Source organism: Streptosporangium jomthongense, from assembly GCF_042650425.1.
Lineage (GTDB): Bacteria > Actinomycetota > Actinomycetes > Streptosporangiales > Streptosporangiaceae > Streptosporangium.
Map to the genome: position 1 here is coordinate 100,030 of NZ_JBHSBC010000020.1, position 19,789 is coordinate 119,818.

Here is a 19,789-nt window from a genome sequence, read left to right on the forward strand (position 1 = left end):
CAAGGGGAGCGAGTGCCATGGGTTCGGTGCGCGTAGCCATTGTCGGTGTAGGCAACTGCGCCTCGTCGCTCGTGCAGGGCGTGCATTACTACAGGGACGCCGACCCGGGTAGCCGGGTGCCGGGCCTGATGCACGTCAAGTTCGGTGACTACCACGTCGGCGACGTCGAGTTCGTCGCCGCCTTCGACGTGGACGCGAAGAAGGTCGGGCGCGACCTCTCCGAGGCGATCGTCGCCTCGGAGAACAACACCATCAAGATCTGCGACGTGCCGCCGCTCGGCGTCACCGTGCTGCGCGGTCACACCTTCGACGGTCTCGGCGAGTTCTACCGCGACATGATCGAGGAGTCCGACGAGGCCCCGGTGGACGTCGTGCAGGTCCTGAAGGACAACAAGGTCGACGTCCTCGTCTCCTACCTGCCGGTCGGTTCCGAGGAGGCCGACCGTTTCTACGCCCAGTGCGCCATCGACGCCAAGGTCGCCTTCGTCAACGCGCTCCCCGTCTTCATCGCCTCCGACCCCGTGTGGGCGGAGAAGTTCACCGAGGCCGGTGTGCCGATCGTCGGCGACGACATCAAGTCGCAGGTCGGCGCCACCATCACGCACCGGGTGATGGCCAAGCTGTTCGAGGACCGCGGCGTCGAGCTGCTGCGCACCTACCAGCTGAACTTCGGCGGGAACATGGACTTCATGAACATGCTGGAGCGCAAGCGCCTGCAGTCCAAGAAGATCTCCAAGACCCAGTCGGTCACCTCGCAGATCCCGCACGAGATGGGCAAGGCCGACGTGCACATCGGCCCGTCCGACCACGTGCCGTGGCTCGACGACCGCAAGTGGGCCTACGTCCGCCTTGAGGGCAGGTCCTTCGGCGACACCCCGCTGAACCTGGAGTACAAGCTGGAGGTCTGGGACTCCCCCAACTCCGCCGGCATCATCATCGACGCGGTCCGCGCGGCCAAGATCGCTCTTGACCGGGGCATCGCCGGGCCCATCCTGTCGGCCTCCTCCTACTTCATGAAGTCCCCGCCGGAGCAGTACTCCGACGACGAGGCCAGGGAGTACGTGGAGAAGTTCATCCGTGGCGAGGTCGAGCGCTGAAGCCCATCCCGCCGATGACAAGGCCCTCCACCCGGTCCGGGCGGAGGGCCTCGCCGTACGGCCGGGCGAGCGGGTCGAGCCGTCAGGCGGGACGGGCGGCGGGCGGCAGCTCCGCCGGGTCGGCGACCGGCCAGCCGAGCGGGTCGTCGCCGAGCTTCACCAGGTGGGGCACCTGCTCGCGGCACCAGGGGGAGACCGCGAGGTCACCGTTGAGCACCCCGGCTGCGAACTCCCGCCACGGCATCCAGCGCGTCTCCCCGACCTCCTCGGGGTTGGGGACGGCCTCGGCGTCGACCACGGCCCGGTAGACCGGGCACAGCTCCCGCTCGACGATCCCGCTGTCCATGACCGCGCGGTAGGAGAAGTCCGGCACCACCAGGTCGACACCGGTGACGGACAGACCGAGCTCGTGGGAGAGCCTGCGCAGCACCGCGCCGGACAGCGGTTCGCCGGGCAGCGGGTGCCCGCAGCAGCTGTTCGTCCACACCCCCGGCCAGGTGATCTTGTGCGACGCCCTGCGGGTGAGCAGCACCCGTCTCAGGCCGTCGAACACGTAGCTGGAGAAGGCGAGGTGCAGAGGCGTGTCGGAACCGTGCACCGTCGCCTTGGGCGCCGTGCCGATCGCGTTTCCCTCAGGGTCGACGAGCACGACGTGTTCATCAGCTGTCACCCGACCGAGGGTACGTGACCATGTCAGCTCGTTCTTCCTGATCAGCGTTACGTCATGAAAGGTGATGAAGTGTCCGGCAAGGCGGGTTCCTCCTGACGTCGTGGCCGATTCGCCACGCGTAGGCTGAGCCCGTGTCATTCGCATCCGACCTACGCGTACTGCTGAGGGGCCAGGACTTCAGGCGGCTGTTCGGTACCCGTCTCGCCTCCCAGTTCTCCGACGGTGTCTTCCAGTTCGCGGTGACCGGATTCGCCTTCTTCAGCCCGGAGAAGAACACCAGCGCGGCGGAGGTCGCCGTCGGGCTGGCCGTGCTGTTCCTGCCGTACTCGATCCTCGGTCCCTTCGTCGGCGTGTTCATCGACCGGTGGTCCCGGCGCCAGATCCTGGTGATCGCGCCGATGGTGCGCGCGACACTGCTGTTCCTGGCCGCCGCGCTGCTGCTCGTCGGCGTCCCCGACGGGGTCTTCTACGCCGCAGCGCTCGCCGTGCTCGGCGTCAACCGTTTCTTCCTGGCCGCCCTCGGCGCCTCGCTGCCGCACGTCGTCCCCGGCGACCGGCTGCTGGCGGCCAACGCGGTCACCCCCACCTCGGGCACCGTCGTGACCTTCGTCGGCGCGGGGCTCGGCTACCTGCTGAACCGGCTCCTCGGCGGCGACCACCGCAGCACGGCGGCACTGCTGATCATCTCCGGCGTCACCTTCGGTTCGAGCGCGCTGATCGCCAGGACCATGGACAGGCGGCTCCTCGGCCCGGTCCACGACGCGGACAGGCCGCAGGCCGGCCAGGCGCTGCGCAACGTGGTCGGCGGCCTGGTCGACGGCGCGCGTCACATCGCGGGTCACCGGGCCGCCGCGGCCGCGCTCGGCGCGATGGCCACCCATCGCTTCGTGTACGGCATGTGCACGGCGATGATCGTGATGCTCTCGCGCAACCACTTCGCCCACAGCGCGGAGAACGCGCTGGACGTGGCCTCCCTGGTGCTGGCCACCTCGGGGGTCGGCTACGCCCTGGCCGTCGTGCTGACGCCGTGGGCGACCGAGCGCTTCGAGATCGACACCTGGATCCCGACCATGCTGGCCGGCGCGGGGGTGCTGTCGTTCGCGCTGTGCGCGCCGTTCCAGCAGTGGGGCTTCGCGGTCGGCGGTTTCGTGCTCGGCCTGGCGGGACAGAGCATCAAGATCTGCACCGACACCCGGGTGCAGAGCGACATCGAGGACGTCTACCTCGGCCGGGCCTTCTCCCTCTACGACATGCTCTTCAACGGCACCTACGTGATCGCCGCCGCGATCGCCGCCGCGCTGCTGCCCGCCGACGGCAGGTCCATGCTGGTGCTCGGGCTCATCACCGCCGGATACCTCGGCGGCGCCGTGGTCTACCGGGCGGTCACCTCGGCGGATCGATCGAGAACGCCGCTGCCGTCATCGCGGTCGTGACCAGGCCGAGGTCGTCGCCGATCGAGTAGGGCGGCATCGTGTAGAGCAACCGCCCGAACGGCCGCAGCCAGACCCCGTGATCCATCACCACATCCTGGACGCGCCGGACGTCGATCGGCTCGTGGGTCTCGATGACACCGATCGCGCCGAGCACCCGCACCTGCCTGACACCGGGTGCCCCGGCGGCCTCGGCCAGCCCCCGGGTCAGACCCTCCTCGATCAGGGCGACCTCCCGCCGCCAGGGGCGCTCGGCCAGCAGGCCGAGGCTGGCGCCCGCGACGGCGCAGGCCAGCGGGTTGCCCATGAAGGTCGGGCCGTGCATGAGCGTCCCGATGCCCTCGGCGACCCGCTCCGTGCACAGCGTCGCGGCCAGGGACATGTAACCGCCCGTCAGCGCCTTGCCCAGGCACATGATGTCGGGGCGGATCCCGGCGTGGTCGCAGCCGAACAGCTCTCCCGTCCTGCCGAAGCCGGTGGCGATCTCGTCGGCGATCAGCAGCAGGCCGTACTCGTCGGCCAGCTCGCGAAGCCTGCGCAGGTAGGCGGGGTGGTAGAAGTGCATGCCGCCCGCGCCCTGCACGACCGGCTCCACGATGATCGCCGCCAGTTCGTCCGCGTGCGCGGCGACGGTCTTCTCCAGGTGGGCCAGGTAGTCCTCGTCGAGCGCGGCGGGCGGCCGGTCGGCGAACACGTGCTCGGGCAGGGCGCCGGAGAACAGGTGGTGCATGCCGTTGACCGGGTCGCAGACGGCCATCGCGCCGAAGGTGTCGCCGTGGTAGCCGCCCCTGACCGTGAGCAGGCGGCTCCTCCCGGTGAACTGGAAGGCCATCTTGATCGCGACCTCGACCGCGACCGAGCCCGAGTCGGCCAGGAAGACCCGGGGCAGCCCGGTCATGTCCGCCAGGGTGCTCGCCAGCCGTACGGCGGGCTCGTGCGTGAGGCCGCCGAACATGACGTGCGCCATGTCCCCGAGCTGGTCGGTCAGCGCCTGGTTGAGCCTGGGGTGGTTGTAGCCGTGGACGGCCGCCCACCAGGACGACATGCCGTCGACCAGGCGCCTGCCGTCGGCGAGCGTCAGCCGTACCCCGTCGGCCCTGGAGACCGTGTGCACGGGCACGGCCGGAGGCACCGAGGCGTAGGGGTGCCACACGTGCTCACGGTCGAGGGCCTCCCAGGAGAGGTTCAGGACGAGATCCCGTTCTCCTCGGCCCACTCGCGCAGGGCGAGCGCGGCGGTCTCCTTGCCGACGACCCCCCTGTCCAGGCGCATCTCCAGCAGGAACTTGTAGGCGCGTCCCACGACGGGCCCCGGGGGCACGCCCAGGATCTCCTGGATCTCGTTGCCGTCGAGCTCGGGACGGATCTTGCCGAGCTCCTCCTCCTCGGCCAGCCTGGCGATGCGCTCCTCAAGCTGGTCGTAGGTCTGCGACAGCGTCTGGGCCTTGCGCCTGTTGCGGGTCGTGCAGTCGGCGCGGGTCAGCTTGTGCAGGCGGTCGAGCAGGTGCCCGGCGTCGCGGACGTAGCGGCGCACGGCCGAGTCGGTCCACTCGCCGGTGCCGTACCCGTGGAAGCGCAGGTGCAGCTCGACCAGCTTGGAGACGTCGGAGACCACGTCCTTGGGGAACTTCAGCTCCGTCAGGCGCTTCTTGGCGAGCTGGGCGCCGACCACCTCGTGGTGGTGGAAGGAGACCCGGCCCCCGGCCTCGTGGCGGCGGGTCTTCGGCTTGCCGACGTCGTGCAGCAGCGCGGCCCAGCGCAGGATGCCGTCCGCGCCGTTCTCCTCAAGGCCGATCGCCTGCTCAAGCACGATCAGCGTGTGCTCGTAGACGTCCTTGTGCCGGTGGTGCTCGTCGATCTCCAGGCGGAGCTTGGGCAGCTCGGGCAGGACGTGGGCGGCCAGGCCCGTCTCGACCAGGATCGTCAGCCCCTCGCGGGGGTGGGCGCCGCGGATGAGCTTGTCCAGCTCGTCGCGGATGCGCTCGGCCGAGACGATCTCGATGCGCTCTGCCATCGCGGTCATCGCGGCCAGCGCCGCCGGATCGACCGTGAAGCCGAGCTGGGCGGCGAACCTCGCGGCCCTGAGCATCCGCAGCGGGTCGTCGTCGAAGGAGCGCTCCGGGGGGCCGGGCGTGCGCAGCACCTTGGCGTGCAGGTCGTCCAGACCACCGTGGGGGTCGACGAACTCGCGTGAGGGCAGGCGCAGCGCCATCGCGTTGACCGCGAAGTCACGCCTGGCCAGGTCGCCTTCGAGCGTGTCACCGTAGGCCACCTCCGGCTTGCGCGAGGCGGGGTCGTAGGACTCGCTGCGGTAGGTGGTGATCTCCAGCTGCCAGCCGTCCTTGCGGGCGCCGACCGTGCCGTAGTCGATGCCGACCGTCCAGACCGAGTCGGCCCAGCCGCGCACGAGGTCGAGGACGGCCTCGGGGCGCGCGTCGGTGGTCAGGTCGAGATCGTTGCCTATCCTCCTGAGGAAGACGTCACGAACCGATCCGCCGACGAGGGCGATCTGGTACCCCTTCGCGGCGAACAGCTCGCCGAGTTCGTCGGCTACGGGGGCGATCTTTCTAAACAGTTCGCTCATACCGTGCCGCTGCTTCTCAGTCAGGTTTGAAAGGGACAAGCCGGGTAGGTCCTTCGGTTACGGAACATGTTCCCCACTGGGGATACACCTCAAGCGATCACCAGGTTACGGTCGGTCAAGAGACCGTCGGGGGCGTGCGTCGAGGCTAGTCGAGGCAAGGAGCACACACATGAAGGACGCCCTCGCGATCCACCGCTGGCTCCTCGCACACCAGGTTCATCATGAGATCGTACGCCTTCCCCGTGTGATGACGTGCGCCGAGGAACTGCCGGAACTGCTGGCCGTGAGCCCGGCGACCTGCGTCGTGGTGACCGTCTTCGAGGCCACGACCTCCGTGGGGCGGGAACCCGTCGCCGTCGTCTCCTCCGCCGCCTCCCCGCCCAAACTCGGCGCCGTCGGCGGCGCGCTCGGCGCCCGCAAGGTCAGGCCCGCCTCCGCCTTCACGGTGAACTCCGCGACCGACTACGCGGCCGGGCTGGTCTGCCCGCTGCTGCTGCCCGACGGACTGACCACGCTGGTCGACGAACGACTCGCCCGCGCCGGCGACCTCGTCCACACCCCCACGGGTGAACGCCGTACGGCGCTGCTCATCAGAACGGAACACCTTCTGTCGCTTGTTTCAGGGAAGACCATCGACCTGGCCCAATCCCGGTCACGGAGGGAGCAGGTGACCTTCCCGCTCGCCGGATAGGCCATAGCATTACGGGCGTGCGCCGTACTCGACCCCGGGCCAGCGCGTGATCCGCAAGGCCACGCTGCTCGCCGTACTGACCGCCACGCTGCTCTCCCCCGCGGCCGTGGCCGTTCCTGGTACGGCGAGTGCCCAGACGACTGAGACCGCCGCCGGGCGGCAGGCGCCCCAGCTGGTGATCGGCGCGCTGACGCCGGACGTGACCCGTGAGCCGACCACCGAGATCAAGTTCTCCGGCACCTTCGTCAACACCGGGACCCAGACGGTCACCGGCATGCGGCGCAGGATGTACTACTCCTCCCAGCCGTTCACGCGGCGCTCCGACATGGAGGCCTACGTCGGCGGAGTGGGCGCCCAGCCGACCTCCTGGCGCGACGAACTCGTCCTGCAGCCGGAGAGCCTCGCGCCGGGGGCCAAGGCCTCCTGGGACTTCACCTTCACCCCGCAGCAACTGAGCCTGACCCGTTTCGGGGTCTATCCGCTCATGGTCGAGGTGCGCGACGTCTACGGGCAGCCGATCGCCGTCCAGCGCACCTTCCTGGTCCACATGCCCGTCGGCACCCAGGTGGCCCGCACCCGGCTGGCCATGGTGCTGCCGATCGTCGACCAGCCCCGCAGGGCCGTCGACGGCGTCTTCCTCGACGACACCCTGTCGGCCTCCATGGCCCCGGGCAAGCGCCTGGGCAACCTGCTCAAGCTCGCCCAGAGCACCGCCTCGGCCAAGAACCTCACCTGGGTCCTTGACCCCTCCCTCATCGACGACGCCCAGACCCTGGGCGAGCCGTACTCGGTGAAGGTCAAGGACAAGGTGGAGAGCCGTTCCGGCGACACCGCGGCGGCGGCCTGGCTCGGCGACCTGCGCACCGCCCTGGTCAACGAGCCGGTCGTGGCGACGCCCTACGCCGACCCCGACGTGGCGGCGCTGGCCCACGGCGGCGTCGACGACTCGGCGAAGACCGCGGTAGAGGCGGCCAGGCTGGTCGGCAGCAGGGCCTTCGGCCGTGACCTCATCACCACCCTGAACTGGCCGGCCAACGGGAAGATCGACTACGACGGCCTCGACCTGCTCGCCGCCCAGGGCGTCAAGACCGTGCTGCTCGACGAGGCCGCCCTGCCGCCGACGACGCCTCCGGCGACCACGCCGGACGCCTCGGCGACCCTGAACACCGTCAACGGCCCGGTCACCGCCCTGCTCACCGACAGGACGCTGAGCGAGGCCCTCGGCGCGGACGTCACGGTGCCCGGCGTCGCCGTGCTGAGCCGCAGGCGCTTCATCGCCGAGACCGCGATGCTCGCCGCCGAGCCGGTGACCACCCGGCGGACCGTGATCGCCGCCCCCCAGCGGCGCTGGTCCCCCGACCCCGCCTATGTGACGGACCTGGTCAAGACGGCCGCCTCACTGCCGTGGCTGGCTCCGGCCAGGCTCGACTCGATCAGGCCGGGCAAGGGCCTCGCGCCGCAGCGGGCCGACCTCACCTACACCGAGCAGGACCGGCGCGCCGAGCTGGCCAAGCCGTACATGAAGAGCGTCAGGCGGGTCGGCCGCCGCGCCGACCTGACCTCGGCGATCACCAAGGCGCAGGACTTCGACGTGTTCGACCTGGCGCTGCTGCGGCTCTCCTCCTCCGCCTGGCGGGAGCGGGGGGACGCCGCGACGCCGTACGTCGAGCAGGTGGACACGGCGGTCGACGACCGCATCAAGCAGGTCTCCATCACCGGCAACGAGCAGTCCCCGTTACGCACGCTCGCGGGCACCAACGGCGAGGTGCCGATCAGCGTCCGCAACGGCCTGACCGGGGCGGGCAGCGAGGTCTCGGTCCGCCTCAGGGTGACCTCGGAGCAGCCCAAACTGCTGAAGATCGAGACCTACGAGGACCACCGGACCATCCTGGGCGGTCAGAGCGACACCGTCAGGGTCCCCATGACGGTGCTGGCCAGTGGCCAGACGACGGTCAAGGTCCAGCTGATGACGGACGACGGACGCAGGTACGGCGCGCCCGTCGAGATCACGGTCCGCACGACCGGCTACACCGGGATCGCCCTGGTGATCGTCGGGGCGGCCCTCATGGTCCTGCTGGCCGCGGTCGTCCTGCGCGTCCTGCGGCGCAGGGGAGGCCGCCGGGCGGCGGCGGCCGTACCACCGAGGCGCGCGAGCGCTCCGGCGGGCACCGAGTCGTGACGGCCCGGCGGCCCGGCGATCTGGCGAGCGATTCGAGCGATCTGGCGGAGGAAGAACGATGAGCAGGGTGCTGCGCGCGAGCGCGGTCATGGCGGCGGGCACGATGGTCTCCCGCGTCACGGGATTCGTCCGTACGGCGGTGCTCGCCGCGGCCATCGGCACCCTCGCCCTCGGCGACGCCTACAACGTCGCCTACACGATCCCGCTCATCCTGTTCGACTTCCTCATCGGCGGCGTCCTGAGCAGCGTCGTGGTGCCGATGATCGTCAAGCGGCAGCGCAACGACCCCGACGGGGGCCGGGCCTACGAGCAGCGGCTGATGACACTCGGGATCATCGTGCTGACGCTGGTCGCCGTGGCGGGCGTGCTGCTGGCCGGGCCGCTGATCAGCCTCTACAGCGCCGACTGGAACCCCAGGAAGACCGAGGTCGCGGTCAGGCTCGCGCAGTTCATCCTTCCGCAGATCGCCTTCTTCGGCGTCGGCGCGATCGCGGGCGCGATCCTCAACACCCGCGACAGGTTCGGCGCCCCGATGTGGGCGCCGGTGCTGAACAACATCGTGATGATCGGCGTCGCCCTGACCTACTACCTCACGCTGGGTACGGCGGGCACGAACATCGGGACCGTCAGCGACGCCAACCTGGCCCTGCTCGGTCTCGGCACGACCGCGGGCATCGTGGCCCAGTGCGCGGTGCTGGTCGTCTCGCTGCACCGGGCGGGCTTCCGGTTCGTGCCCAGGCTCGACCTGCGTGAGGCGGGCCTCGGCGAGATGGGCCGCACCGCGGTGTGGACGTTCGCCTACGTCGGGATCAGCCAGCTCGGCTTCCTGATCACCACCAAGCTCGCCTCCGGCGCCGGTGAGCGGGCCCCCGGCGCGGGCAACTCCGCCTACGCCTACGCCTACCAGTTCTTCCAGCTCCCCTACGGGATCATCGCGGTCTCGGTGATCACGGCGATGCTGCCGAGGATGAGCAGGGCGGTCGCCGACGAGCAGTACGGCGCGGTCACGCAGGAGTTCTCCTCCGGTGTGCGCCTGATCTCGGCGCTGCTGGTGCCCGCCGGGCTGCTGCTGATGGTGCTGGGCCCCGCGGTGACCGTGCTGATCTTCTCCTGGGGCAACATGACCGTCGACTCGGCGGTCTACATCGGCAACGTGCTCCAGGTCTTCGGGCTGGCGCTGGTGCCGTTCTCGCTCTTCCAGCTCCTGCTGCGCGTCTTCTACTCCTTCGGCGACACCAGGACGCCGGTCTTCGTCGCCGTCGGCAACGTGGCGGTGAACGGCCTGCTGAGCCTGCTGGCCTACCTGACCCTGCCCGCGCAGTACATCGTGATGGGGCTCGGCTTCTCCTTCACCGTCACCTACGTGCTGGGCACCGCGGTCGCCTGGACCCTGGCCAGCCGCCGGGTCGGCGGTCTCGGGGGACGCGCGGTCGCCGCGGGCCTGTCACGGATGTACGTCGCGGCCCTGCCCGCGGCGCTGCTGGCGCTCGGTGTGCTGTGGGTCTCCCAGGAGCTGACCGGCCTGAACGCGCTCAGCGCGGCCGTGATGCTGTCCGCCGGTGGCGGCCTCGGTATGGTTCTCTACTTGGCCATCGCGCACCGGATGCGCATCCCCGAGGTCAGTTCGGTCGTTGAAATGGTCGCGAGCCGGGTACGCCGGTAATCCGAGAACCTGGTCCCGGCGTCTGACAAGGAGAACACGGGCGGAACCTGCGCGCGACTAACATGGTGCAACGCGTGTGACGACATGCGGCTAATGGAAGCAGGAGGGCGTGGGCGTATCCACCCGGCATCGCGTGATGTGTCCTGATGTGTCAATCTGGTGGGGCGCTGTCGTGTTCTCACTTGTGGAGAGCCCATGAGTTCCTCCGTCGTCGAACCCGGCACCAAGCTGGCTGAGCGCTTCCGGCTTGAGGACCGTGTCCACGAGTCGGACGGCGCGACACTCTGGAAGGCCATCGACGAGGTGCTCGCCAGGCCCGTCGCGGTGTACACCTTCGATCCTGGCTTCCCCCGGCTGGAGCAGGTCATCTCCGCCGCCCGGGTCGCCAGCAGACTGACCGACCCCCGGCTGACCCAGGTCTTCGACGCGACCACCGAGGACGACGGCCGCTCCTACGTCGTCAGCGAGTGGGTCAGCGGCGAGACCCTCACCGACATGGTCGCCGCGGGCCCGCTGGAGCCCGAGCGGGCCGCCGCGCTGGTCGCCGAGGCGGCGGAGGCACTGGCGCACGCCCACGAGGCCGGTCTGGCCCATCTGTGCCTCACCCCCGAGCACCTGGTGTGGACGGCCGCGGGCAGCACGGTCAAGGTGCTCGGCCTCGGCACCGACGCCGCGCTGATGGACGTCACGAGCGAGGACGCGGCCCGTGCCGACACCGAGGGGCTCGGCCGCCTGCTGTACGCCGGACTGACCGGGCACTGGGCGGGCGAGGAGGACTTCGGGCTGCCGCCCGCGCCGCTGAACGACGGGCAGCTCTGCACGCCCCGGCAGGTCACGGCGGGGGTTCCCGGCTATCTCGACGCCATCGCCTGCCGGGCGTTACTGTCCGAGGTCAAGCGGGGGATGCCCCCCTTCGCCACGCCCGCCGAGCTGGCCGAGGCCCTCAGCGCCGTTCCCCGGCCCGTCCCGGTGCCCACGCCGATGCCGGTGGCGCCGCCGCCGGTCACGGCCTCGCGCTCCGACGGTGTGGACACCGCCTCGCCCCAGCGCCCCGCCCCGCAGATCCAGCACGTCCAGCACCGGCCGCCGCCCGCCCAGGGCGGCGGGATGCTCGGCAAGGTGGCCATGACCGCGATCGTGCTGCTGGTGATGGCGGCCGTCGGGGTCGGCGCCTGGACGATCGGCCGCAGCATCGGCAACGCGGGCACCCCGACGGCGGGGGTGACCGTCACCCCGACGCAGCCGGTTCCCGTCGAGACCCGTGAGGTCAAGCCGAAGTCGGTCACCGGTTTCGACCCGTTCGGCGCGGACGGCGAGGAGCGGCCCGAGCTCGCGCTCAACGCGGTGGACAGCAAGTCCTCGACCGACTGGCACTCGGAGTCCTACACCTCGGCCGACTTCGGCAACCTGAAGAAGGGGGTCGGCCTCCTGCTCGACCTGGGGCAGAGCGTGCCGGTCAAGCAGGTGACGGTCGACTTCGGCAACCTGAGCCCGAGCGGCACCGTCGAGCTGCGGATCGGTGACTCGGCCGACCTGGGCGGCCTGAAGACGGTCCACAAGTTCTCCGGACTGACCGGCAAGAAGACCTACAGCGCCGACTCCACGGAGAAGGGACGCTACGTCCTGATCTGGTTCACCAAGCTGCCCCCCTACCAGGGCATGTTCCGCGGAAGCGTCTTCGACGTGAAGGTGACCGCCGTCAAGTAGCGCCAGAGTGATTTGATCGCTTTTAGTCGAGTTCTTGCCGATCATGTGAGATTTCGTGGCACCATCTATCACGTAATGGTGTTATCCCCGGATCGGCAAGCAGGACTCTTCCCGTGAATTCCCCACCAGAGCCCCCGCCAGCGGCGGGACAGCAGATGGCGCGACCGGCCGTGTCCGACGCCGACCTGCTGACCCGTCACATCGCCGGGGATCCACACGCCTTCAGTGAACTCGTCAAGCGACACCGGGACCGCATGTGGGCGGTCGCCCTGCGCACGCTGGGTGACCCCGACGAGGCGGCCGACGCCGTACAGGACGCCTTCGTCTCGGCCTATCGGAAGGCCGAGAGCTTCCGTGGCGAGGCGGCCGTCACCACGTGGCTGCACCGCATCGTGGTCAACGCCTGCCTCGACCGGATGCGCAGGAAGTCCGTACGGCCCGTCGCGGACGACGAACTCGTCGAGGCCGCCGAGCGGGACACGCCGGTGCTCGACCAGACGGCCGAGCGTGAGGTCTCCATGGAGGTCTCCGCCGCGCTCAAGCTGCTGCCGTCCGACCAGCGGGCGGCGCTCGTACTCGTGGACATGATGGGGTACTCCGTGGAGGACGCGGCCCAGGTCCTTGAGGTGCCGAGCGGCACCGTGAAGAGCAGGTGCGCGCGAGGACGCGCGAAACTTGCCCCGATTCTTTCCCACCTGCGGAACCGATCCGACCTGACTCGCGTCTCATCCGCGAAGGGAGCAGAACTTCGTGACGGGTGATACGCACTACGACCTGGAGACTCTCGCCGAGTTGGCAGAGGGTCTCCTCGACGCCGCCACGGCCCTGCAGGTACGCGAACATCTCGCGATCTGCGACCCCTGTGGCGAAAGCCTCGCCGACCTCGCAGCGGTCCGCGAGGTGCTCGCGGCGACGCCCACTCCGGCGATGCCGATGGGAGTCGCGCTCCGGATCGACCGCGCGCTGGCCGCAGAGGCCCAGAGCTTCCGTGGAGGTGGAATAGGCCTGGTGGAGGCACCGGCCTGGGACGACATCATGCGCGACGCGCCGTGGGAGACGGCGGCGTCCCTGCCCGAGCCCGAGCCGGTCCTGCCGGAACCGGAGCCCGAGCCCGTGCCCGAGTTGGTGCCACGGCTGGGGGTCGTCGGCGACGACGGCACCGTCAGGCCCGTACGGCGGCGCGGGAACCCGCGGCGCCGGTGGGCGCTGTCGGCCGCGGCGGCGGGTGTGGCGGCGGCGATCGCGGGCACGGCCGTGATGACGAGTGGCGCGCTCACCGCGAGCCCCTCTCCGAGCAGCCAGCCTGTGCCTTCCGTAATGGCCAAGAGTGACGGGTACCAGCTGACCGACAGCAACTGGAACTACACCGAGGAGCAGCTGCGCGGGCCGCTGCTCGACTACATCGGCCCGGCGCAGATCGTGCTGGCCCAGGAGCAGTCGGAGGGCATCAAGCTCGACGAGTGTGTCAAGCAGGTCTCCGCGAAGGTCGGCAGGGCACCGTTCGCCGTCGACCAGGGCTTCTACAACGGCCAGGAGGCCAACGTCATGCTCTTCTGGAGCAACAAGGCCAGGAACACGGTGCGCGTCTACGTCACGGGCCCGCAGTGTGACAACGTGCGCAAGCCCGCCCTGGCACGCTGGAAGTAGGGCCTCGACCTCTCGAAGTCCTCTCGAACGATCATGGAGCCCGGTATGGATTCGTCCATGCCGGGCTCCGTCGTGACATACGGGAATCACCGGCGCCTAGGATCTGTTGACGCCACTGGCAACGACGGAGGAGAGGCGCAGCAGTGAGTGAAGTCCGGAATGTGATCATCATTGGGTCGGGTCCCGCCGGTTACACCGCGGCTGTTTACTCCGCCCGGGCCGATCTCAAGCCGTTGGTCTTCGAAGGTTCGGTCACCGCGGGCGGCGCGTTGATGAACACGACCGAGGTGGAGAACTTCCCGGGCTTCCCCGACGGCATCATGGGTCCCGACCTCATGGACAACCTGCGCAAGCAGGCCGAGCGGTTCGGTGCCGAGCTGGTCGCCGACGACGTGGTCGAGGTCGACCTGACCGTCACCCCGAAGGTCGTCAAGACCGCCACCGAGACCCACCTCGCCAAGGCCGTGATCCTGGCCACCGGCTCCGGTTACCGTGAGCTCGGCGTGCCCAACGAGAAGCGCCTCTCCGGACGCGGCGTCTCCTGGTGTGCCACCTGTGACGGCTTCTTCTTCCGCGGCCAGGACATCGTGGTCGTCGGCGGCGGCGACACCGCCATGGAGGAGGCCACCTTCCTCACCCGGTTCGCCAACTCGGTGACCATCGTGCACCGCCGTGACGAGCTGCGCGCCAGCAAGATCATGCAGGACCGGGCCTTCTCCAGCGAGAAGATCCGCTTCGTCTGGGACAGCGAGGTCGTCGAGGTCCTCGGCGAGAACAAGGTCTCCGCCGTGCGCCTGCGCAACCTCAAGACCGGCGAGGAGAGCGAGCTGGCGGCCACCGGCCTGTTCATCGCCATCGGTCACGACCCGCGCACCGAGCTGGTCAAGGGCCAGGTCGAGCTGGACGACGAGGGCTACATCAAGGTCGACTCCCCCTACACCCGCACCAACCTGGACGGCGTCTTCGCAGCCGGCGACGTCGTCGACCACATCTACCGCCAGGCGATCACCGCCGCCGGCACGGGCACCTCCGCCGCGCTCGACGCCGAGCGGTGGCTCGCCGAGCACGAGAGCTGATCCAGATCACCACCACGAAGAGGGAGTACCGGAACCTTGGGCGCCATCAAGAACGTGACCGAAGCCAGCTTCGACGCTGAGGTCCTCAAGAGCGACAAGCCCGTCATCGTCGACTTCTGGGCGGAGTGGTGCGCCCCGTGCCGCCAGGTCGCCCCGATTCTGGAGGAGATCGCCAACGAGCACGCGGACAAGCTGACCATCGTCAAGATCGATGTGGACGCGAACCCGACGATCGCCGGACAGTACGGTGTACTCCAGATTCCGACCCTGAACGTCTACAAGGGTGGAGAGGTCGTGAAGCAGATCATCGGCGCGAAGCCCAAGTCGATGCTGCTTCGCGAGCTTGAGGGCATCATCTAGACCCTGTCGAAAGGGTCTGTGACGCCCCCTGCGGCTGCGCCCCCCACAGCGGAGCCGTACCACCGCTTCCGAGCGGCACACCCACCCGGCGAAAGCCCCCCGCGACGCGACGCGGGGGGCTTTCGTGACTCTTGAGGTCGGTGAGGTCCTCCAGGAGGGCCCTGGAAGGGGCCCAAACCATCTCAGACGGGCCTGAGCGCCCTTTCCGGGGACATGGAGCCGAGCAGCCTCTCCAGGGCGACCTCGACGTCCTCACGCCACGAGACGGCGGACTTGAGTTCGAGGCGCAGCCGGGGGAAGCGCAGGTGCGGCCTGACCGTCTTGAAGCCGACCGAGAGCAGATAGTCCGCGGGCATCACGCACGCGCCGGGTTGCTCCCACTTCAGGTCGCCGAACGCCTCGATCGCCCGCACCCCGCGCCGGGTGAGGTCCTTGGCCACTCCCTGCACCAGCATCCGGCCCAGGCCACCTCCGGAGAACTCCGGGATGATGTGGGCCGTCATCAGCAGCACGGCGTCGGCGCTGACCGGTGAGGTGGGGAAGGCGATGGAGCGGGGCACGTGGTGCGGGGGCGCGTAGAGCACGAAGCCGGCCGCGACGCCGTCCACGTAGACGATCTTCCCGCAGCTTCCCCACTCCAGCAGGGTCGAGGAGATCCAGGCCTCCTTCTCCAGCCCCGGGTCACCCGCCTCGATCGCACGGTTGCCGTTCACCGGGTCAAGCTCCCAGAACACGCACCGGCGGCACCGGTACGGCAGGTCGTCAAGATTGTCGAGAGTGACGTTTGCCAGCCGACGCGACACCTGTTGGCCCCAATCCTGGCGAGACGAGCGCAAGCCGTGGCGGAAAACGCGCGAAAACGGCGTCTCCAGCTGGCATCGTAGCTCAGTGAGGCCCTTCGTTTCAGGGTCTCCCGTCCCCACACGCAGACGACAACCATCACTGTCGTACGCTGGTTTCTCTAACTTGAGCACTCGTTGCTCCCCGTAACCAAGGAGGTGGACCGTGCCCCAAGAGTCAGATCACGGTCAGACCATCGCGCCCCAGGGGTCGCGGATCGACGCCTACGTCGACCGGTACGCCGCACGAGCCACCGGGATGGTCGCCTCCGAGGTTCGAGCTCTTTTCGCCGTCGCGTCGAGGCCCGAGGTGGTCTCGCTCGCGGGGGGCATGCCGTACGTCACCGCTCTTCCGCTGGACGTCGTGGGCGAGCTCGTCGCCGACCTGGTGGCCCGCAGGGGCCCGGTCGCGCTCCAGTACGGCTCAGGCCAGGGAGACCCGCACCTGCGCGAGCAGATCTGCGAGGTCATGCGCCTTGAGGGGATCGAGGGCAACGCCAACGACGTCGTGGTGACCGTCGGCTCGCAGCAGGCCCTCGACCTGATCACCCGCGTCTTCATCGACCCGGGCGACGTCATCCTGGCCGAGGGGCCCTCCTACGTGGGCGCGCTGGGCACCTTCTCCGCCTACCAGGCCAAGGTCATCCACATCGCCATGGACGACGAGGGGATCATCCCCGAGTCGCTGGCCCAGACGATCTACGCGCTGAAGACCGCGGGCACCAGGATCAAGTTCCTGTACACCATCCCCAACTTCCACAACCCCGCCGGGGTCACGCTCAGCACCGCGCGCAGGCAGCAGATCCTGGACATCTGCCAGCGGGCCGACGTGCTGATCGTGGAGGACAACCCGTACGGCCTGCTCGGCTTCGAGGGCACGACCATGCGGGCGCTGCGGGCCGACTGCCCCGACGGGGTGGTCTACCTCGGTTCCTTCTCCAAGACCCTGGCACCCGGTTTCCGTGTCGGCTGGGCCCTGGCACCGCACGCCATCCGCGACAAGCTGGTGCTGGCGATGGAGTCGGCCGTCCTGTCGCACTCGACCTTCACCCAGCTCGCCGTCGGGCAGTACCTCGCGACCCAGCCGTGGCGTCAGCAGATCAAGACCTTCAGGGAGCTGTACTGCGAGCGCCGTGACGCCATGCTCGGCGCCCTGGAGGCGATGATGCCCGCGGGCTGCTCCTGGACGCGCCCGGCGGGCGGCTTCTTCGTCTGGGCCACGCTTCCCGAGGGGCTGGACTCCAAGGTGCTGCTGCCCCGCGCGGTGGCGGAGCGGGTGGCGTTCGTCCCCGGCGCCGGCTTCTACGCCGACGGCGGCGGCACGCGCCACATGCGCCTGTCCTACTGCTATCCCGAGCCGGAGCGCATCCGTGAGGGCGTGCGCCGCCTGGCCGGGGTGATCGAGCAGGAGATGCAGACGCGCGAGACGTTCGGGCCGGACGCGCCCATCGAACGCGGCGGGGTGGACACCCCGGGGCCTGACCTGGCCTGAGGTCCGAGCGGGCTTCTCTGGGCGGTGTGACGGGCGCTTCCGCTCGCCACACCGCCCTCTGCCGTGTTGAAGCCTGTGGAGGCTCTCGGCGCGGTGCTCCGTGAAGGGGCTGCTGGTTCGACGGCCGCTTCCGGACGCCCGCCACGCGCCATCCGAGAACCGGTGGGTGACGTCACTTCGGGTGCCGTGCCGTACGGTGACTTCCGGCGCCGTTGTGGCGATCGTCCCCGGCGTGATGAGAGCGACCCCAAAGGCTCGGCGTGGGCCGTGAAGAGAGGTTTTTTCGGATGAGTGATCTGGGCCACGTGCTCGTTCTCGCGGGTGGTCTGTCCTACGAGCGGGAGGTGTCCCTCCGGTCGGGCCGCCGGGTGAGTGAGGCGCTGCGCGCGGTGGGGATCCCGGTGGAGACACGTGACACCGACGCCTCCCTCGTGCCCGCCGTACTCGCCGATCCGCCGGACGCGGTCTTCGTCACCCTGCACGGTGGGGCGGGTGAGGACGGCGCGATCCGCTCGGTGCTCGAACTGCTCTCGGTGCCCTATGTGGGCGCCGATCCCGACGCGTGCCGGGTGGCCTTCGACAAGCCGACCGCCAAGGCCGTCGTCCGTTCCTTCGGCCTGCGCACCCCCGAGTCGGTGACGCTGCCCAAGGAGACCTTCCACGACCTGGGTGCCTCGGCGGTGCTCGACCGGATCGTCGAACGGCTCGGCCTGCCGTTGTTCGTCAAGCCGTCCCGGGGTGGTTCGGCACTCGGCGCGTCGATGGTCCGCACCGCGCAGGAGCTTCCCTCGGCGATGGTCGGCTGCTTCGCCTACGGTGACACGGCGCTGATCGAGCGCTACATCGAAGGGGTCGAGGTCTCCGTCTCCGTGGTCGACCTCGGCGAGGGCCCGGTCGCCCTGCCTCCGGTGGAGATCGTGCCCGACGCGGGCCTGTACGACTACGCCTCCCGCTACACCGCCGGGCACACCGAGTTCTTCGCCCCGGCCCGGCTGTCCCCCGAGGTCTCGCAGGCCTGCGCCGAGATGGCCGTCACGGCCCACACCGCGCTGGGCCTGCGTGACGTCTCCCGCACCGACCTCATCGTCGACGAGGCGGGCCTGCCGTACTTCCTTGAGGTCAACGTCGCCCCCGGCATGACCGAGACCTCGCTGCTGCCCATGGCGATCGAGGCGGCGGGCGACGATCTCGGCACCCTCTGCCAGGCCCTGCTGGAACAGGCTGCCGCTCGGCACTCTGCTTGAACTGATTTGTCCGGCGCCGGGGGACCGGCGCCGGATTGTTCCACTTATGGTGGACGCCGTGCGTCTTCCCAAGAGTTTCGCCAGTGACAACCACGCCGGAGTGCACCCGGACGTGATCGCCGCCATCGTTGAGGCCAACGTCTCGGACACTCCCGCCTACGGCGGCGATCCCTGGACTCGGGCGATGGAGGAGGCCTTCCGCGCCGAGTTCGGTCCCCAGGTGAGCGCCTACGCCATGTTCAACGGCACCGGTGCCAACGTCGTGGGGCTGGGGCTCGTCCTGCGCTCCTACGACGCCGTCCTGTGCCCGAGCAGCGCCCACATCAACACCAACGAGTGCGGCGCCGCGGAGCGGGTACTCGGCGCCAAGCTCGTTCCGATCCCGACGGACGACGGCAAACTCACCGTCGAGGCCGTCCGCGACCAGCTCTCCATCCTGGGGAACGAGCACCACTCCCAGCCGAGGGTCATCTCCATCTCCCAGGTGACCGAGTGTGGCACCTGCTACACCCCCGACGAGATCGCCGAACTGGCCGACTTCGCCCACGCCCACGGACTCTTCCTCCACATGGACGGTGCCCGCCTGTCCAACGCCGCCGCGGAGCTCGGCTGCTCCCTGCGTGCGCTCACCGGTGACGTCGGAGTGGACCTGCTCAGCTTCGGCGGCACAAAGAACGGCGCCATGGGGGCGGAGGCGCTCGTCATCCTCAGGCCCGAGCTGGATGCTCCCGCGCTGTTCCTCCGCAAGCAGGGCATGCAGCTCGCCTCGAAGATGCGCTTCGTGTCGGCCCAGCTGACCGCACTCCTCACCGACGACCTCTGGCGCAGGAACGCCTCCCACGCCAACGCCATGGCCCATCGGCTGGCGGACGGCGTCGCCGGCCTTCCCGGTGTCGCGCTCCGCTATCCGGTCCAGTCGAACGCGGTCTTCCCCTCCCTGCCGGAGAAGGTGATCACCGAACTCCAGCAGCGCCATCTCTTCCACGTGTGGGAGGAGGCGGCCCACGTGGTGCGCTGGGTGACGGCCTTCGACACCTCGACCGAGGACGTGGACGCCTTCGCGGCCGATGTACGGCAGACCGTACTGGAGGGCTGAGGGTTTCACGTGAAA

At 69.5% G+C, this 19,789-nt stretch carries 17 protein-coding genes; 13 read left to right on the forward strand and 4 right to left on the reverse strand.

Features of this window, described 5'->3' with window-relative positions:
- Positions 1 to 17: 17 nt before the first annotated feature.
- Positions 18 to 1,097, forward strand: coding sequence for an inositol-3-phosphate synthase (locus ACFOYY_RS20520; protein ID WP_352013648.1), 1,080 nt, complete (start codon positions 18 to 20; stop codon positions 1,095 to 1,097).
- An 82-nt stretch (positions 1,098 to 1,179) separates the two neighbouring features.
- On the opposite strand, the gene idi is transcribed toward ACFOYY_RS20520, so the two are convergent.
- The gene (gene idi, locus ACFOYY_RS20525) at positions 1,180 to 1,767 is read right to left on the reverse strand and encodes an isopentenyl-diphosphate Delta-isomerase (protein ID WP_362781978.1); all 588 of its coding nucleotides are present in this window, start codon (positions 1,765 to 1,767) and stop codon (positions 1,180 to 1,182) included.
- 131 nt (positions 1,768 to 1,898) lie between these two features.
- Between idi and ACFOYY_RS20530 the strand changes: the two genes are divergently transcribed.
- Entirely contained in the window at positions 1,899 to 3,200 is a 1,302-nt protein-coding gene (locus ACFOYY_RS20530) for an MFS transporter (protein WP_352013646.1), read from the forward strand.
- Here ACFOYY_RS20530 and ACFOYY_RS20535 read toward each other — a convergent pair.
- Together ACFOYY_RS20535 and ACFOYY_RS20540 are read right to left on the reverse strand one after the other, a co-directional pair.
- A complete protein-coding gene (locus ACFOYY_RS20535; RefSeq protein WP_386190869.1) occupies positions 3,151 to 4,413 on the reverse strand; it encodes an adenosylmethionine--8-amino-7-oxononanoate transaminase in 1,263 nt (420 codons plus the stop codon). The two genes, ACFOYY_RS20530 and ACFOYY_RS20535, sit on opposite strands and share 50 nt — an antisense overlap.
- On the reverse strand, positions 4,383 to 5,780 hold the full coding sequence (locus tag ACFOYY_RS20540; RefSeq protein WP_352013644.1) for a CCA tRNA nucleotidyltransferase: 1,398 nt from the start codon (positions 5,778 to 5,780) through the stop codon (positions 4,383 to 4,385). Before ACFOYY_RS20540 ends, ACFOYY_RS20535 begins: the two co-directional genes overlap by 31 nt.
- 169 nt (positions 5,781 to 5,949) lie before the next feature.
- Here ACFOYY_RS20540 and ACFOYY_RS20545 point away from each other — a divergent pair, with 169 nt between their 5' ends.
- From ACFOYY_RS20545 to trxA, 8 genes are all read left to right on the forward strand, one after another.
- Positions 5,950 to 6,471, forward strand: a complete 522-nt coding sequence (locus ACFOYY_RS20545) for an aminoacyl-tRNA deacylase (protein ID WP_386190872.1) — start codon at positions 5,950 to 5,952, stop codon at positions 6,469 to 6,471.
- 46 nt (positions 6,472 to 6,517) lie between these two features.
- On the forward strand, positions 6,518 to 8,650 hold the full coding sequence (locus ACFOYY_RS20550; RefSeq protein WP_386190875.1) for a DUF6049 family protein: 2,133 nt from the start codon (positions 6,518 to 6,520) through the stop codon (positions 8,648 to 8,650).
- 58 nt (positions 8,651 to 8,708) lie between these two features.
- The gene (gene murJ, locus ACFOYY_RS20555; RefSeq protein WP_352013641.1) at positions 8,709 to 10,313 is read left to right on the forward strand and encodes a murein biosynthesis integral membrane protein MurJ; all 1,605 of its coding nucleotides are present in this window, start codon (positions 8,709 to 8,711) and stop codon (positions 10,311 to 10,313) included.
- Positions 10,314 to 10,508: 195 nt separating this feature from the next.
- Entirely contained in the window at positions 10,509 to 12,020 is a 1,512-nt protein-coding gene (locus ACFOYY_RS20560) for a protein kinase family protein (RefSeq protein WP_352013640.1), read from the forward strand.
- A gap of 155 nt (positions 12,021 to 12,175) precedes the next feature.
- On the forward strand, positions 12,176 to 12,781 hold the full coding sequence (gene sigM, locus ACFOYY_RS20565; protein WP_184716997.1) for an RNA polymerase sigma factor SigM: 606 nt from the start codon (positions 12,176 to 12,178) through the stop codon (positions 12,779 to 12,781).
- Positions 12,771 to 13,667, forward strand: coding sequence for an anti-sigma factor family protein (locus ACFOYY_RS20570; RefSeq protein ID WP_352013639.1), 897 nt, complete (start codon positions 12,771 to 12,773; stop codon positions 13,665 to 13,667). Before sigM ends, ACFOYY_RS20570 begins: the two co-directional genes overlap by 11 nt.
- 143 nt (positions 13,668 to 13,810) lie before the next feature.
- Positions 13,811 to 14,743 carry a thioredoxin-disulfide reductase gene (gene trxB / locus ACFOYY_RS20575; RefSeq protein WP_386190879.1) on the forward strand — a complete coding sequence of 311 codons (933 nt, stop codon included), beginning with the start codon at positions 13,811 to 13,813 and terminating at the stop codon, positions 14,741 to 14,743.
- Between the two features lie 36 nt (positions 14,744 to 14,779).
- Positions 14,780 to 15,103: a thioredoxin gene (gene trxA, locus ACFOYY_RS20580; RefSeq protein ID WP_352013637.1), complete on the forward strand. Its 324-nt coding sequence runs from the start codon at positions 14,780 to 14,782 to the stop codon at positions 15,101 to 15,103.
- A 182-nt stretch (positions 15,104 to 15,285) separates the two neighbouring features.
- On the opposite strand, the gene ACFOYY_RS20585 is transcribed toward trxA, so the two are convergent.
- Positions 15,286 to 15,906 (reverse strand): GNAT family N-acetyltransferase, encoded by a 621-nt coding sequence (locus tag ACFOYY_RS20585; RefSeq protein WP_184716989.1) that lies wholly within the window; start codon positions 15,904 to 15,906, stop codon positions 15,286 to 15,288.
- Positions 15,907 to 16,201: 295 nt separating this feature from the next.
- Between ACFOYY_RS20585 and ACFOYY_RS20590 the strand changes: the two genes are divergently transcribed.
- From ACFOYY_RS20590 to ACFOYY_RS20600, 3 genes are all read left to right on the forward strand, one after another.
- Positions 16,202 to 17,434: an aminotransferase-like domain-containing protein gene (locus ACFOYY_RS20590; protein WP_352013726.1), complete on the forward strand. Its 1,233-nt coding sequence runs from the start codon at positions 16,202 to 16,204 to the stop codon at positions 17,432 to 17,434.
- 287 nt (positions 17,435 to 17,721) lie between these two features.
- Entirely contained in the window at positions 17,722 to 18,678 is a 957-nt protein-coding gene (locus ACFOYY_RS20595) for a D-alanine--D-alanine ligase family protein (RefSeq protein ID WP_352013636.1), read from the forward strand.
- A gap of 58 nt (positions 18,679 to 18,736) precedes the next feature.
- Positions 18,737 to 19,774, forward strand: a complete 1,038-nt coding sequence (locus tag ACFOYY_RS20600) for a threonine aldolase family protein (RefSeq protein ID WP_362917186.1) — start codon at positions 18,737 to 18,739, stop codon at positions 19,772 to 19,774.
- The last annotated feature ends 15 nt before the right edge of the window (positions 19,775 to 19,789 follow it).

What these genes read in the sequence shown, in the direction of transcription:
- ACFOYY_RS20595 (WP_352013636.1), top strand. Translation starts at nt 17,722, where the DNA reads ATGAGTGATCTGGGCCACGTGCTCGTTCTCGCGGGTGGTCTGTCCTAC.
- ACFOYY_RS20545 (WP_386190872.1), top strand. Translation starts at nt 5,950, where the DNA reads ATGAAGGACGCCCTCGCGATCCACCGCTGGCTCCTCGCACACCAGGTT.
- sigM (WP_184716997.1), top strand. Translation starts at nt 12,176, where the DNA reads ATGGCGCGACCGGCCGTGTCCGACGCCGACCTGCTGACCCGTCACATC.
- ACFOYY_RS20560 (WP_352013640.1), top strand. Translation starts at nt 10,509, where the DNA reads ATGAGTTCCTCCGTCGTCGAACCCGGCACCAAGCTGGCTGAGCGCTTC.
- ACFOYY_RS20590 (WP_352013726.1), top strand. Translation starts at nt 16,202, where the DNA reads ATGGTCGCCTCCGAGGTTCGAGCTCTTTTCGCCGTCGCGTCGAGGCCC.
- murJ (WP_352013641.1), top strand. Translation starts at nt 8,709, where the DNA reads ATGAGCAGGGTGCTGCGCGCGAGCGCGGTCATGGCGGCGGGCACGATG.
- ACFOYY_RS20520 (WP_352013648.1), top strand. Translation starts at nt 18, where the DNA reads ATGGGTTCGGTGCGCGTAGCCATTGTCGGTGTAGGCAACTGCGCCTCG.
- ACFOYY_RS20540 (WP_352013644.1), bottom strand. Translation starts at nt 5,780, where the DNA reads ATGAGCGAACTGTTTAGAAAGATCGCCCCCGTAGCCGACGAACTCGGC.